This is a genomic window from Myxococcus sp. MxC21-1, from assembly GCF_032612255.1.
Classification (GTDB): Bacteria; Myxococcota; Myxococcia; order Myxococcales; family Myxococcaceae; genus Myxococcus; species Myxococcus virescens.
Window position 1 is genome coordinate 4,078,849 of the sequence record NZ_CP123278.1, and the last position, 13,855, is coordinate 4,092,703.

The 13,855-nt window shown below is 68.4% G+C and carries 12 protein-coding genes, 1 tRNA gene and 1 pseudogene; 9 read left to right on the forward strand and 5 right to left on the reverse strand.

Going from position 1 to position 13,855, the window contains the following annotated elements; genetic code table 11:
- Positions 1 to 16: 16 nt before the first annotated feature.
- From QEG98_RS18880 to QEG98_RS18895, 4 genes are all read right to left on the reverse strand, one after another.
- Positions 17 to 1,474, reverse strand: coding sequence for a metallophosphoesterase (locus tag QEG98_RS18880; protein ID WP_316567604.1), 1,458 nt, complete (start codon positions 1,472 to 1,474; stop codon positions 17 to 19).
- A 111-nt stretch (positions 1,475 to 1,585) separates the two neighbouring features.
- A complete protein-coding gene (locus tag QEG98_RS18885; RefSeq protein WP_410478044.1) occupies positions 1,586 to 2,509 on the reverse strand; it encodes an SDR family oxidoreductase in 924 nt (307 codons plus the stop codon).
- Between the two features lie 214 nt (positions 2,510 to 2,723).
- Positions 2,724 to 3,281, reverse strand: coding sequence for a DUF3105 domain-containing protein (locus QEG98_RS18890; protein ID WP_316567606.1), 558 nt, complete (start codon positions 3,279 to 3,281; stop codon positions 2,724 to 2,726).
- Positions 3,281 to 4,393, reverse strand: coding sequence for a hypothetical protein (locus QEG98_RS18895; RefSeq protein ID WP_410478045.1), 1,113 nt, complete (start codon positions 4,391 to 4,393; stop codon positions 3,281 to 3,283). The genes QEG98_RS18890 and QEG98_RS18895 overlap by 1 nt, the downstream gene beginning before the upstream one ends.
- A 106-nt stretch (positions 4,394 to 4,499) precedes the next feature.
- Here QEG98_RS18895 and QEG98_RS18900 point away from each other — a divergent pair, with 106 nt between their 5' ends.
- The 3 genes and pseudogenes from QEG98_RS18900 to QEG98_RS18910 all read left to right on the forward strand — a co-directional run bounded on the left by QEG98_RS18900 (position 4,500) and on the right by QEG98_RS18910 (position 8,935).
- Positions 4,500 to 6,374, forward strand: coding sequence for a M2 family metallopeptidase (locus QEG98_RS18900; RefSeq protein WP_316567608.1), 1,875 nt, complete (start codon positions 4,500 to 4,502; stop codon positions 6,372 to 6,374).
- A 115-nt stretch (positions 6,375 to 6,489) separates the two neighbouring features.
- The gene (locus tag QEG98_RS18905) at positions 6,490 to 6,693 is read left to right on the forward strand and encodes a cold-shock protein (protein WP_011553608.1); all 204 of its coding nucleotides are present in this window, start codon (positions 6,490 to 6,492) and stop codon (positions 6,691 to 6,693) included.
- Positions 6,694 to 6,726: 33 nt separating this feature from the next.
- A pseudogene (locus QEG98_RS18910) lies at positions 6,727 to 8,935 on the forward strand (hypothetical protein).
- Position 8,936: 1 nt separating this feature from the next.
- On the opposite strand, the gene QEG98_RS18915 reads toward QEG98_RS18910, so the two are convergent.
- Positions 8,937 to 9,677 carry an FKBP-type peptidyl-prolyl cis-trans isomerase gene (locus QEG98_RS18915; RefSeq protein WP_316567609.1) on the reverse strand — a complete coding sequence of 247 codons (741 nt, stop codon included), beginning with the start codon at positions 9,675 to 9,677 and terminating at the stop codon, positions 8,937 to 8,939.
- A 220-nt stretch (positions 9,678 to 9,897) separates the two neighbouring features.
- Here QEG98_RS18915 and QEG98_RS18920 point away from each other — a divergent pair, with 220 nt between their 5' ends.
- From QEG98_RS18920 to QEG98_RS18945, 6 genes are all read left to right on the forward strand, one after another.
- Positions 9,898 to 10,233 carry a PilZ domain-containing protein gene (locus QEG98_RS18920; RefSeq protein WP_171410519.1) on the forward strand — a complete coding sequence of 112 codons (336 nt, stop codon included), beginning with the start codon at positions 9,898 to 9,900 and terminating at the stop codon, positions 10,231 to 10,233.
- 12 nt (positions 10,234 to 10,245) lie between these two features.
- Positions 10,246 to 11,169: a hypothetical protein gene (locus tag QEG98_RS18925; RefSeq protein WP_316567610.1), complete on the forward strand. Its 924-nt coding sequence runs from the start codon at positions 10,246 to 10,248 to the stop codon at positions 11,167 to 11,169.
- 22 nt (positions 11,170 to 11,191) lie between these two features.
- On the forward strand, positions 11,192 to 11,554 hold the full coding sequence (locus tag QEG98_RS18930; RefSeq protein WP_011553613.1) for a PEGA domain-containing protein: 363 nt from the start codon (positions 11,192 to 11,194) through the stop codon (positions 11,552 to 11,554).
- A 209-nt stretch (positions 11,555 to 11,763) separates the two neighbouring features.
- Positions 11,764 to 12,939: an AI-2E family transporter gene (locus QEG98_RS18935; protein ID WP_316567919.1), complete on the forward strand. Its 1,176-nt coding sequence runs from the start codon at positions 11,764 to 11,766 to the stop codon at positions 12,937 to 12,939.
- Positions 12,936 to 13,643 carry a uracil-DNA glycosylase gene (locus QEG98_RS18940; protein WP_316567611.1) on the forward strand — a complete coding sequence of 236 codons (708 nt, stop codon included), beginning with the start codon at positions 12,936 to 12,938 and terminating at the stop codon, positions 13,641 to 13,643. Before QEG98_RS18935 ends, QEG98_RS18940 begins: the two co-directional genes overlap by 4 nt.
- Positions 13,644 to 13,716: 73 nt before the next feature.
- Positions 13,717 to 13,788, forward strand: a tRNA-Val gene (locus tag QEG98_RS18945).
- Positions 13,789 to 13,855 lie beyond the last annotated feature (67 nt).

Here is a 13,855-nt window from a genome sequence, read left to right on the forward strand (position 1 = left end):
CGCCTACCCTAGAGCATCAGCGGACCCAGCTCACGTTACTGATGGTGAATTTAGAGCCGTCCTGCTTCTCCGCGTTCGTCATCGGCGAGTACACCCGCGTGGAGAAGGTGTTGGCCGCCGTGTCCACCTCCACCAACCGCGTCAGGTTCGATGTGTTCTCGTGGTACGCCGTCAGGATTTGGTGGATGGTGTTGCCGTGGACCCCCGTGTTGGTCCGGTACGCGGCATTGCCCGTGTGCCCGGAGAAGACGAACCGCACGTTGGCGTACTGCTTGATGAGCTGGTCGAACACGTACTGCGGGCTGTTGTTGCCATAGCCGCCGTTGCTCTGTTCGATGGCGCCGCTGCCATTCAGGTGGGAGTGGGTGTTGATGATGACGTTGTGACGCGGATGTTGCGCCAGCACCGTCTTCGCCCAGTCCACGGCGCCCGTGCGGGCCCACAGCTCCAGGTTGACCACCAGCCAGTCCAGGCCACCGGCGGAGAACGTGTGGTAGGAGTTGTCGATCTTCCCTGGCTCGTAGACGCCACCCAGCGCGGTGAAGCGCGTGAGCGGGAAGTGCGCGTTGAAGGTGCTGGTGTCGCGCAGGTTGGCGTTGACGTTGCCCGGGCAGGCGCTGCCGCCGGGGCACACGGCCGCGGTGTCATGGTTGCCAATGGCGTAGATGTAGGGCAGGCCGGCGGCGTCCAGAATCTCGGTGGCCTCGCTGGCGCGCACGTACTGGATGTGGTCCGGCGTGTCCCAGTTCACGACGTCGCCCGTGTGCAGCACGAAGCGCAGGTCGAGCGAGCTCCGGTTGTCCACCAGCCACTGGAGCCGGTGCGTGAGTCGCGTGGGGGGCGTGGTGAGGACCTCGTTCTGCGTGTCGGGGATGACGGCGAAGGTGAACTTCGTGTCGACCGGAGGCGCGGACTCCGGGGCGGCGTAGAACTTGATGCCCTGGTTGACCCAGCCGGTGGAGGCGAGCGCGTCGCGCTGGGCCTCGGTGATGGCGAAGCGGTGCTTGCGCAGCGAGGTGTTGGAGAAGCGGTACACCGGAACGAGGCATGACGCGGCCGTCTTCGACGCGTAGAAGCCGACGTTCTCGTCCGTCGTGTAGCCCCCGTTCTGCATGAGGTCGTTCCGCTCGGCCTCATCAATGGTCCAGAAGTGCTCCTGCCGGCTGGGGCTGTAGATGCGGTAGACGGGGGACAGCCCCGTCCCCGTGGAGGCCGCGGCGAGAAAGGCCACGCCCCGGTCTTCCGTGTAGCCCCAGGTGGTGGCGGCGTTGGCGGCCTCGTTCGCGTTGAGCGTGTAGAGGCTGTCTCCATTCGCCGGCTTGATGCGGTGATGGACGGCCCGGCTCATCGAGTCGCAGTTCAGCGCGGACTCGGTGGTGGCGACCTCGACTTCGGGCTGCGATTCCACCGGGCCGCCGCACGCCGCCAGCAGGCCCAGCAGTGCCATGGGGACCGAGGCTCTCAGGTGTCTCAAAGGTGTCTCCTCGCAAGGGGTGTCGCGGACAGGGATGGCCGCAAAACGAGTATTGCGAGAAAATCAATAGCACCTGGGTCGTGGTCCTGGAAGACCCACCCTGGGCAATGTCTACCGGTAACCCGTGGCGTCGGCGGGCTTGCCCGCGTCCTGGACCTCGACGACGTAGCGCCAGGCATCGGGCTGGCTGCCATCCAGGTCCGTGAAGCCGTAGACGCGCGCGAGCTGGCCGCTGGACAGGGACTGTCCGTTCCACCGGGCCTTGTCCGCGTCCGATGCCAGCGCGGCCACGGCTCGGCCGACATAGGCCGGCGTCTCCGAGATGACGAAGTGGGGCTCCTTCACCGTCGCGTCGCGCCAGTTCGCCTCGGTGACGCCGAAGTGCTCCAGCATGCCTTCGGAGCGCATCCAGCCCGGCGTCAGCGCGACGGCGGTGGCGCCATGGGGCCTGAGCTCTCGAGCCTGGCTCCAGGCCAGCCGGAGCACGGAGGCCTTCGCGAGGTCGTAGAACGTGGAGATGCGGTAGTTCGTCGCGTTGTAGTCGGCGGTGCCGTCGGTGACCTCGACCACGAGTCCTCCCGGGCGGCGGATGAGCAGCGGCAGGGCGAAGTGGCTGGTGATGAGGTGCGTGTCCACGCCCAGCCGGAGCAGCCGCAGCCCCTTTTCGAGCGAGTGCTCCCACACGCTCTTGTTCCACTCGAAGATGGACTCGCCGCCCCAGATGTCGTTGACGAGCACGTCGAGCCGGCCCTGTTCCCCATCAATGCGCTTCACCAGGGCCTGGACCTGTTCGGGCACCAGGTGGTCCGTCTGCACGGCGATGCCGAGCCCACCCGCCGCCGTCACCTGCTCGGCGGTCTCTTCAATGGTCTCTGGCCGGTTCTGCTCCGAGCGCTGGGCCCGTGTCGTCCGGCCCGTGACGTAGACGGTGGCGCCCGCCGCTCCGAGCTGCACCGCGATGCCCCGGCCTGCTCCTCGCGTGCCGCCCGCGACCAGTGCCACGCGTCCCTTCAGTGAATCCTTCATGTCCCGCATGCCTGCCTCCTGGGGGATGTCCGTACCGAGGGGCGAGACTACGGAGGATTGTTGACACCTCCTGTCATGATTGGGCGAGTCGGCGGGGTTCACGGAGGAAGGCGCCGCGGCCTTTCACCTCCTCACCTGTTCGACATCTCGCGAGGAGGTTGCGTGATTCGACGACGCATAGGGGGCACCGCCGGCTTCCTGCCCACGTACCGGCGCGTGCGGCTCAGGGCGCGGGGCAGGTGAGTCTCGGCTCCGGCGCATCGACGTCCTGGAGCCGCAGCAGGCAGCGAAGGGCCTCGGGGTCCGCGGAGTCCGTCAGGTACGTCCGGCGCCACAGCATCGCTGCAACGCGCCGGGGAAGCGTGGGATCCGGCGCGACGAGGGCCCGGCGGACGGCATTGCCTCCTCGAGGCGCTGTCGCCGCCGCGGCTTCGAGCTTGGCGACTTCGTCCGGACAGCCATCCGGGCAGTTGTAGAGGAACACCGCGTGGCCATGCTCCAGGTTGTGGACATAGAGGCAGGGGGCGACGGGCTCGGAGGCGCTCCCGCACGGGGCCACGCTGCCGCAGTGGAGGCCGGAGTTGGGCGGATTCTCTCCGTTGCCACACGCTTCGCTCGAGCAGGTGTCGAGGTGGTGGGAGGGGCTCGGCGCCGACAGCGGAAAGCTGAACCGCTCGCAGGGGTCGGCATCGTCAGGAGCCGTGTCGCCGCAGCCGGCGAGCGCGAGGACCGTCAGGAGGGGGAGGAGCGGGCGTGGCATCACGGCCGCGTCATACCGCATCAGCCGGGAAACGTACCCCGCCGCTCCACGTCGATGTCGCGCAAGCCCTTGAAGCCCAGTCCGGCGGCGAAGCGGAGGAAGTCCTCCCGGGAGAGGCTGCCTCCGGTGGCGTTGAGCGGGAGCCCTCCGAGCTCCATCGGCGTCCGGCTGCGAACGGCGAAGTCCACGCGGCCCGGCAGGTAGCCCGCGTTGGCGGCGATGATGATGTGCTCGGGGAGCCGCTGGGCCCAGCGCACCGCGACCTGCGGATGGACCTGGGCCTCCGAGCTGAACAGCAACAGCGCCACGGGACTGGCGATGCGCGGTGGCGTCTTCGAGCACCTCAGCACCTCGCGCTGCACCTCCAGCCGACAGTCGTGCAATGTATCGACGCCAGGGACGTTGCCCCGGGTGATGTCGGTGGCGCTGCCCGCTCGAAGGAGGACCCCCAACGCCAGCGGTGCCGCGTACCGGGAGGACTTCCGGGCCGCGTTCAGCAAGGCCACGGATTCCGTCACGGCGGTGCGTCCCGCCCGGCGGAGGGCGTCCTTGAGGAAGGGAATGGGCGCATCCACGCCCTGGTCCGCCACGGTTCCCAGGACGGCCAGCCATTCCAACGGGCCCGGCACCACGCAGGGCGACACGAGCGCGTAGGTGAGCAGGCTGCAACTGACCGCGGGCTCCAATCCCCGTGCGGAGAGCACGGTCGTGCCCGCCTTGCCAGCCGGAGCCAGGGCCGCTTGGGGCGCCACGATGAGCGTGGGGAGGTCCGGCGGAGCGACGGAGTCGTCCATCGCATCCGACGACATCTCGAGCACCACCCATGCGTCGGGCTGTGCCGCACGGAGGCGCTGCTGAAAGGTTGGCGAGAGGGCATGATCGCCCCTGGCCGGTACCTGCGCCTTGACCCGCGCTCCCACGGCCTGGAGCGCGCGGAGCACCAGCGCCCCTGCGGCGAGCCCGTCCACGCTGGGGTGGGGCGCCACGACCACGTGGCGATCCTTCAGCGCCATCAGGAAGTCACGAGCGTCCGCCAGCGTCTCTTCGGATGCGGGCCAGCGGGGGTCCTTCATGTGTCCGAGCAACATGGGGTGAAGGTTTAACGCGGTGGGGCGACACGGGAGGCCGGGCATGGAGCGCCCGCACGGTACCCGGCCGGGCAGATCCAGCGCCGAACCGGGAGGGGACCACCCAGTTTCGGAGTGTCATCAGTCGCGGGTTCTTCTACGGTCCGCGGCCATGAACCGGAAACGTCCCCTGAATTCCCTCCTGCGTGCGGCCGCGGTCATGGCGCTGCCCGCCTTCCTGGGGTGTGCCCAGGATTCGCAAGTGACACGCGAGGCGCCCACGCCCGCCGAGTCTCCCGCCGCCGCGTCGCAGCCCACGCCGGCAGAGGCGAAGGCCTTCGCGGAGAAGGTGAACGCGGACCTCAAGCGCCTGTGGACGAAGCAGGCCACCGCGGAGTGGATCAAGTCCACGTACATCACCGATGACACCGAGCAGAACGCCGCCTTCGTCAACGAAGAGGTGCTGGCCTACGTCAACGGCGCCATCAAGGAGGCACGGCGCTTCGAGGGCCTGACGTTGGACGCGGACACCGCGCGCATGCTGCACCTGCTCAAGGTGTCCCAGGCGCTGCCGGCGCCGTCGGACGCGGAGCGGCGGTCCGAGCTGGCCGCCACGGCGGCGAAGCTGGAGGGCCTCTACGGCAAGGGCAAGTACTGCGGACCGGACGGGAAGGGGAAGTGCCGCGACCTGGAGGTGCTGTCCGACGTCATCGCGGAGAGCCGCAACTACGACGAGCTGCTGGACGCGTGGCAGGGCTGGCACTCCGTGGCCCGTCCCATGCGGCCGCTGTACGAGCGCCTGGTGTCCATCTCCAACGAGGGCGCGAAGGACATCGGCTTCAACGACCTGGGCACGCTGTGGCGCTCCGCGTATGACATGTCGCCTGCCGAGTTCGAGGTCGAGGCCCAGCGCCTGTGGGGCCAGGTGAAGCCGCTCTATGACGACCTGCACTGCTACGTGCGCGGCCGTCTGGCGAAGCAGTACGGCGCCGACAAGGTACCCGACGGCAAGCCGATTCCCGCGCACCTGCTGGGCAACATGTGGGCGCAGGAGTGGAACAACATCTACCCGCTGGTGGAGCCCTTCCCCGGACAGGCCAGCCTGGACGTGGACGCGGCGCTGAAGCAGCAGAAGTATGACGCGATGCGCATGGTGAAGCTGGGTGAGAAGTTCTTCACCTCGCTGGGTCTCAAGGAGCTGCCGCCGAGCTTCTTCGAGCGCTCGCAGTTCACCAAGCCGGAAGGCCGCGACGTCGTCTGCCACGCCAGCGCCTGGGACGTGAACTTCAGCAACGACCTGCGCATCAAGATGTGCATCAAGCCCACGGAGGAGGACCTCGTCACCATCCACCACGAGCTGGGCCACAACTACTACTACACGTACTACTACCAGCTCCCGGTGCTCTATCAGGCCGGCGCGAACGACGGCTTCCACGAGGCCATTGGTGACGCGCTCACGCTGTCCATCACCCCGGGCTACCTGCAGCAGGCGGGGTTGCTGAAGGCCGTTCCGAAGAACGAGAAGAACCTCATCAACCTTCAGATGAAGGACGCGCTGGAGAAGATTGCCTTCCTGCCGTTCGGTCTGCTCGTGGACCAGTGGCGCTGGGAGGTGTTCTCCGGCCGCGTGCAGCCGGCGGACTACAACAAGTCCTGGTGGACGCTGCGGGAGAAGTACCAGGGCGTCGCCGCGCCGGTGGCCCGTTCGGAGCAGGACTTCGACCCGGGGGCCAAGTACCACGTGCCTGCAAACGTTCCGTATACGCGGTATTTCCTGGCGCGCATCCTCCAGTTCCAGTTCCACAAGGCGCTCTGCGAGGCGTCCGGCTACCAGGGCGCTCTCCACGAGTGCTCCATCTATGGGAACAAGGAGGCCGGCAAGCGGCTCCAGGCCATGTTGGAGCTGGGCGCGAGCAAGCCGTGGCCCGACGCGCTCCAGGCCATGACGGGAACCCGGCAGATGGATGCCACGCCGCTGCTCGACTACTTCAGCCCGCTGCGCACCTGGCTCCAGGCGCAGAACAAGGGCCAGAAGTGCGGTTGGTGACGGTCTGGAGTAGACGCGCCGGGCGGCCACGCTTAAATTGCAGCCGTCTAGGCGGGTTCGCTCGTAGGACCGGACGGCGGATATTCGCGTCCGTGACGAAAGAAGAAGAGAGCAAATGGCTACTGGTACCGTGAAGTGGTTCAACGATGCGAAGGGTTTCGGCTTCCTCACCCAGGACGGTGGTGGTGAGGACGTGTTCTGCCACCACACCGCCATCAACATGGATGGCTTCCGCACCCTCCAGGAGGGCCAGAAGGTGGAGTTCGAAGTGACCCGCGGCCCCAAGGGCCTGCAGGCCCAGAACGTCCGCGCGGCCTGAGCCGAGCGTCGTTCGAACTGCTTCTGATGCATCATGAGGGTCCGGCCCCACGGGGTCGGGCCCTTCGTGCTTTCTGGAGAGCGCTCCGTGCCCTTGTCGACGAAGTTCCGCCGCTCACGCGTCTGTCTGTTGCCCATTCTCGCCGCGCTGGGTTGCTCCACCACGCCAGCCGTACCGTCGAGCACGGGCACGGCCGCCCTCCCGGCCGCGTCGTCCAAGGCACCACCCCCTGCCAACGTCCCGGAGAAGGAGGCCCCCGCCATGACGTCCACGTTCGACGTGGCGGCGCTGAAGGCGGAGCTCGTGACGCGGCACGGCGAGGCGCAGCGGGCCCGCATCGAGCGGGGCGTGGATCAGGTGGCGGCGATGTGGCGGCCGGAGGACGGAGACCTCGCGGCGTTCGCACGTGAACAGTTCCTGTCCGATCCGAGCGCGCTCGACGCGACCTTCCAGCGGCTGGAGCGGCTGTTCGAGCAGCTCGACGGGCACCTGTACGAAATCGGGCGTGAGCTCCAGTGGTACACCGACCTGGACCTGGGGCCGTTGCTGCCGGTGGAGCCCCTGGTGGCGGCGTATGATCCGGCCGCCCACGTCACCACGGACCTGTTCCGCGCACGCGTGGGGTTCGTGGTGTTGCTCAACTTCCCGCTCACCACGTTGGCGGAGCGCGTGGAGCAGGGGCCGTCATGGACACGGCGGCAGTGGGCCGAGACGCGGCTGGCCGGGCGCTTCAACCAGCGCGTCCCCGCGGAGATTGAACAGGCGTCCTCGCGCGCCATCGCCGCGGCCAACCTGTACATCGCCGAATACAACATCTGGATGCATCACCTGGTGGATGCGCAGGGGCGGCGCCCCTTCCCAAAGGGGCTGCGGCTCATCAGCCACTGGAACCTGCGTGACGAGCTGAAGGGTGATTATTCCGACGCGGCGACGGGCGCGCTGAAGCAGCGGATGATCGTCCAGGTGATGGAGCGCATCATCACGCAGACGATTCCCGCGGCCGTCATCGACAACCCGCGGTTGGATTGGGACCCCTTCACCAACACCGTCACGGTGGCGCCGCCGCAGACGGTGGAGGCGGATGCGCCCGCGCGCACGACGAAGCCGGATGCCTCGCCGGAGCCGGACACGCGCTACGCGCACCTGCTGGCCACCTTCCAGGCGGCGCGTCAGGCGGACCCCTACGTGCCGGTGGCGCCCACGCGAATCGCCCGGAGCTTCGAGCTGGGCCGCGAGCTGCCTGAGGCGCGCGTCCGGGCCCTGCTGACACAGGTACTGGAGTCACCGCTGGTGCCGCGCGTGGCGAAGGAGATTGAAGCGCGCCTGGGCCGGAAGCTGGAGCCGCAGGACCTCTGGTACTCGGGCTTCAATCCGGGCGGCAAGCGGAAGGAGTCCGAACTGGATGCGCTGACGCGCAAGCGCTACCCCACGGCGGAGGCGTTCGCGAAGGACCTGCCGCGCATCCTCCAGGGCATGGGCTTCACGAAGGCGAAGGCCGTGTGGCTGGCGGAGCGAATTCGCGTGGACGCGTCGCGCGGAGCGGGGCACGCACAGCCGGCGCTCCGGCGAGGCGACTTCCCCGGCTGCGCACGCGCGTGGAGAAGGGGGCATGGACTACAAGGGCTACAACATCGCGGTGCACGAGCTGGGGCACAACGTGGAGCAGGTGTTCAGCCTCTACGGCGTGGACCACACGCTGCTCGCGGGGGTGCCCAACAACGCCTTCACGGAGGCGCTGGCCTTCGTGTTCCAGTCGCGGGACCTGGAGTTGCTCGGACTGGGCAAGCCGGACGCGGCGAGCGAGCGGGAGCGGGTGCTCGGCGAGCTGTGGCAGACGTGGGAGCGCGCGGGCATCGCGCTGGTGGACATGTCGGTGTGGCACTGGATGTACGCGCACCCGGATGCCACGCCAGCCCAGCTTCGCGAGGCGGTGGTGGGCATCGCGCGCGACGTGTGGAACCAGTACTTCGCGCCGGTGCTGGGCGGGGAGGGGAGCACGCTGCTGGCCGTCTACAGCCACATGATCAGCTATCCGCTCTACCTGCCCGACTATCCGCTGGGCCACCTCATCGCGTTCCAGATTGAAGAGCACCTGAAGCGCAAGGGACCGCTGGGCGCCGAGTTCGAACGCATGGCCACCTACGGTTCGGTGACGCCGGACCAGTGGATGATTCATGCGACCGGGGCCCCGGTGAGCGCGGAGCCGTTGCTCCGCGCCGCCGAGGCCGCCCTGAGTCGCTGACCTACGGCTGCCGGGACGTGTCGCCGGGGATGTCGATGAGCTCGACGTCGAAGGTGAGGACGGCGTTGGGCGGGATGCGCGAGCCGGACGGCGGCCGCTCGCCGTAGGCGGTGTTGCCGGGGCAGGTGAGCTTCGCCTTGCCGCCCACCTTCATCTTCGCCACGCCCTGCGTCCAGCAGGGGATGACGCCGTTGAGCGGGAACTCGACGGGGATTCCGCGGCGGGCGGAGGTGTCGAAGATGGTGCCGTCCACCAGCCGGCCCTCGTAGTGGACCTTGACGGTGTCGACGGCGCGCGGGCTGCGGCCGGTTCCCGCCTGGACCTGCTTGTAGACGACGCCGGAGGGAAGCACCTCCGCGCCGGGCTCCTTGGCGGCGCGCTCCAGCGCTGCCTTGCCCGCAAGGGCCTGTCGGCTCTTGGCGAAGGCCTGAACCCGCTGCGCCTGCTCCTTCGGATCGATGTCGGACGTCTTTCCACCGAGTCCGTCGGACAGGCCCTGTTGCAGCACCTTCAGCTCCTCGGGCGACAGCGCGAAGAGGGACAAATCACGGCCAATGGAGAGACCGAGTGTGTAGAGGGTCTGCTGGTCCTCCTCGGACAGCGCAGCGGGCGCCGCCGGCGCGGCGGCCGGAGTCGCCGGTGCGGCCTTGGCCGCGGGCTTCTTCGCCGACTTCGAGTCCTGCGCCTGGGCGCCCGTCGCGCCGAGCGCGAACACCAGGGCCGCCGTCCACATCGATCGCATGCATCCACCTTTCATGAGAACCGGCGCACTATAGAGCGTGGCCGCGCGCTCGGAAGACACAAGCCCGCGCGAAGAATTCACCGAGGAAGCACAGCGAGCGCGCGAGTCCTCCGCGCGCCGTCCGTTTTCTTGCGCGTTCGGCGCGCGCCTCTACCCTGCATCCAGGTTGCTTCACCCCCGGAGCAACCTGTTGCACCACCTGACCGGAGGCGAAGAAGCCATGAGCGACAAGCGGAAGAACAAGCGGGCGCCCCTCGACATCTACCTGAACAAGTACATGGGTGGCGTGCCGTACATGTCGCGGGCCGCGGACATCAGCCAGGAAGGGCTGAGCCTCGCCCGGCTGCTCGAGCCTCAGCACGAGGCCAAGCGCATCGGCCTCCAGTTCCAGCTCCCGGGCTCGGAGGAGATCATCTACGCCGAGGGGGAAGTGGTCCGTGAGTGGGCCGAGCTGGGGGCCAAGCGCGAGCGCTCGGGCGTGCGCTTCACGTTGCTCACCGACCGCCACCGCAAGATGATCGACGCCTACGTCGACCGTCACGGCAACGAGAACTGACGCATACCCGCCGTGCCGCAGGGGCCTGCCTTGACTTCCCCGGAAGCGGGCCCGTTGAATGGGAAGCCATTCTGCCCTGACACGACCCGCGACGTCGGACGAGGGGCTGGAGGATTTCCCGTGAGGCACTCGCTGTGGGGGATATTGCTGGCCGTGCCACTGACCGCGTTCGGCCAGGGCAAGGAAGCGAAGGCCCCGAAGCTCACCGTCGCCGCCGTGAAAACGGCACCGGGGGCACCGGGCGTCAATTGGGAAGGGCAGGTTCTGCGGGCCACGGGAGTGGGTGCTCCCGACCTGAAGGCCTCCAACCCCGGACAGGCCCGGCTGGGCGCCGAGCGGACCGCCAGGCAATCCGCCGTCCAGAACCTCATGGACCAGGCCGGGCGCCTCCACATCAGCGCGGGCCGCACCGTGGCGGACGAGCTGTCCCGCGAGGACGTCCGCAAACGGGTGGAGGCCGCGATGGGCGGTTACAAGGTCGTCGCCCGGCGGTTCTTCTCCGACAGTGGCGTGGAGATTGACGTGGAGGTGCCGCTGTCGGCCCTCACCGCGTCGCTGTTCGTGCCGCCCGCCGCGGACACCGTCATCGCCATCAACGGCGCGGGCACGAAGAAGTACACAGGCTTGGTGGTGGATGCGCGAGGGCTCGGTGTGCAGCCCGTGCTGGCGCCCCGCCTGCTGGATGACAGCGGCAAGGCGCTGTACGGCGCGGCGGCGCTGGCCAACGAGCGCCGTGCCGCGACAGCCGTGGCCGCGTGGTTCCAGAGCCTGGATGCGGCGAAGAAGGCCTCGCTGGTGGGGGACAAGCCCCTGGTGGTGAAGGCCAAGGGTTCCAAGGGGTCCGACCTGGTGCTCGCCTCGGAGGATGCGAAGGCGCTCGTCGAGGCCAACACGCGCTTCCTGGCCGAGGGCCGGGTCGTGATCGTCACGCAGTGACTTCGAGGTCCTCGGCGAGCTGATGCGGAAGGTTCTGCTGTTGGTGATGGTGTCCACGTTCGCTGGGTGTGCGAAGCGTCAGGAGCCCGAGTCCCTGCTCAAGGCCCGCGAGCTGATGGCGGAAGCCCAGAATCCCAGCGGCAACCTGGCCCTGCTCTGCGAGCCCGTGGATGCGGAGGTGTATCTGGATGGCGTCTGGCAGGGGCTCTGCAGCGACTTCTCGGGTTCCCCCAAGGCGCTGCGAGTGGGCAGCGGCCTGCACGAGATAGAAGTGAAGAAGCAGGGGTACTGGCCCTATACGACATACTTCGAGCCCAGCCGGGCCCGCGCGCGGCTGACCATCCAGCTCCGCGCCTCTGGGCCGAAGGCCGGTGGTTCGGAGTGACGCCGGGCTGGGTGTAAAGCGAGCGGGCCTCCACGAAAGCCCGTTTCCTGTGCTTTCGTGAAGTGCAATCAGGACATGACGCCGCCGTAGCTGGGACTGAAGAGGAGAGCGCCATCGGACGCCGCAGGAAAGGTCGTTCCACCGCCGCCGTGAAATCCACCGCCGCTGCCGTACCGCCGCCGGCCCGGTCTGCCCCCGTGCTTCACGAGGTGCCGCCGCCGCGTGGCCAGGACAAGGCCGCGGCCGAGTCGGCCCGTGCGCGGGTCGCCGAGCCCGTGGCGGTGGCCGAGACCGCCCTGTCCGAGACGGACGCCCGGCGCATCGACCTGTGGTGGTCGGTGGTGATGGTGGGCTCGCTAGGGCTGGTGTTCGCGCTGCTCTCCGTCTTTGGCGGAGTGGCGGTGCCAGTGCTGCTCGCGCTGTCGGGCGCGTACATCTTCAATCCCATCGTCACCGAGCTGGAGAAGCGGCGGCTGGACCGCACGTGGGGGACGACGCTCGTCTTCGCGGTGGGGACGCTGATGCTGGTCGGCGCGGTGCTGTACCTCATCCCGGTGTTCCGGGAGGAGGCGTCGAAGCTGCCGGACTTCTTCCACCGTGCGAGCACCCAGGTGGTACCGAAGGTGGAAGGGTTGGTGGGGCATTCGTTGCCGGACCTGGTGCGCCAGCGCACCGCCGAGCTGGGAAAGCAGGCGTCAGAGTTGGTCCAGAGCGCGGGGCCGGCGGCGGCGCGCATCCTGGCGAGCTTCGCGGGCAACACGGCGCGGCTGGTGGTGACGTTGCTGGGCCTGTCGGTGGTGCCGGTGCTGGCCTTCTTCTTCCTGCAGGACTACCCCCGGCTGATGGGCATGGTGAAGGACCTGCTGCCCCGGCGCGCAGTGGGGCTGGTGAGCCGGCGCTTCGCGGAGGTGGATGAGGTGCTCTCCGCCTTCGTGCGCGGCCAACTCATCGTCGGCGGCGTGCTGTCGGTCATCTACGCGGCGGGCCTGTCCGCGGCGCGCATCGACATGGCCATCGTCATTGGGGTGATTGCCGGCTTTGGCAACATGGTGCCGTACCTGGGCACGGGCGTGGGCATCGTGCTGTCGCTGGTGGGGCTCATGCTGTCGTGGCAGGGGCCGTGGCAACTGGCGGCGGTGGCGGCCACCTTCGTCATCGGGCAGATGCTGGAGGGCTTCGTCATCACCCCGCGAATCGTGGGGGAGAAGGTCGGGCTGGCGCCGGTGGCGATCATCCTGGCCATCCTCGCCTTCGGTGAGCTGTTCGGCTTCGTGGGCATCCTGCTGGCGGTGCCGGTGGCGGCCATCCTCAAGGTGGTCCTGAGTGTGGTGGTGGAGCGCTACCGCCGGACGCGGCTCTACACGGGGGAGCCCAAGTCGCCGTGACGAAGCTGGAGTCGCTACACAAGGAGATCACCGGCTGCCGGGCCTGCCCCCGGCTGGTGGAGTGGCGGGAGGAGGTGGCGCGAGTGAAGCGCCGCGCCTACCGCGACTGGAATTACTGGGGCCTGCCCGTTCCCGGCTTCGGAGACCCCAAGGCCCGGCTCATCATCGTCGGGCTGGCGCCGGCGGCCCATGGGGCGAACCGGACGGGGCGGATGTTCACCGGGGACCGCTCCGGCGACTTCCTCTATGCCGGGCTGCACCGCGCGGGCTTCGCGAATCAGGCCCTCAGCGAGCACCGGGATGACGGGCTCCGGCTGAAGGACGCCTTCATCGTGTCGGCGGCGCGCTGTGCTCCGCCCGACAACAAGCCCCTCCCAGAGGAGCTGGCCCGCTGCGCGCCGTTCCTGGATCGCGAGCTGGCGCTGCTACCGGGCCGGGTGATGCTCGCGCTGGGGGCCATCGGCTGGAACGCCGCGCTCGTGGCCCTGGCGCGGCAGGGGATGGAGGTTCCGTCGCCTCGGCCCGCGTTCGGGCATGGGGCGGAGCTGCGCCTGCCGGGCGGCCGGACGCTGCTGGGCTGCTACCACGTCAGCCAGCAGAACACGCAGACGGGGCGGCTGACCCCGGCGATGTTCGACGCCGTCATGTCCCGGGTCCACACGCTGCTGGAAACGGCGGATCCGAAGGCGCGCGGGAAGAGTTGAAGAAGCCTTCTGTGTTTGCTTGACAGTTGGGGGAGCCCGCTGTTATTCCCCGCGCCACCGAAGCGGCTGCAACGGGTCGTTAGCTCAGCGGTAGAGCACTACCTTGACACGGTAGGGGTCAGTGGTTCGATCCCACTACGACCCATCATCAAAGAGTGACTTCAGCGGGCGGCACGGCTTTAAAAGAGCCTGCCGCCCGTTTTTTTTCCGAG

Excerpts from the sequence above, each read along its gene's own strand:
- QEG98_RS18900 (WP_316567608.1), top strand. The coding sequence starts at position 4,500 with ATGAACCGGAAACGTCCCCTGAATTCCCTCCTGCGTGCGGCCGCGGTC.
- QEG98_RS18915 (WP_316567609.1), bottom strand. The coding sequence starts at position 9,677 with ATGCGATCGATGTGGACGGCGGCCCTGGTGTTCGCGCTCGGCGCGACG.
- QEG98_RS18890 (WP_316567606.1), bottom strand. The coding sequence starts at position 3,281 with ATGCGGTATGACGCGGCCGTGATGCCACGCCCGCTCCTCCCCCTCCTG.
- QEG98_RS18895 (WP_410478045.1), bottom strand. The coding sequence starts at position 4,393 with ATGCCCGGCCTCCCGTGTCGCCCCACCGCGTTAAACCTTCACCCCATG.
- QEG98_RS18905 (WP_011553608.1), top strand. The coding sequence starts at position 6,490 with ATGGCTACTGGTACCGTGAAGTGGTTCAACGATGCGAAGGGTTTCGGC.
- QEG98_RS18920 (WP_171410519.1), top strand. The coding sequence starts at position 9,898 with ATGAGCGACAAGCGGAAGAACAAGCGGGCGCCCCTCGACATCTACCTG.
- QEG98_RS18930 (WP_011553613.1), top strand. The coding sequence starts at position 11,192 with ATGCGGAAGGTTCTGCTGTTGGTGATGGTGTCCACGTTCGCTGGGTGT.
- QEG98_RS18885 (WP_410478044.1), bottom strand. The coding sequence starts at position 2,509 with ATGCGGGACATGAAGGATTCACTGAAGGGACGCGTGGCACTGGTCGCG.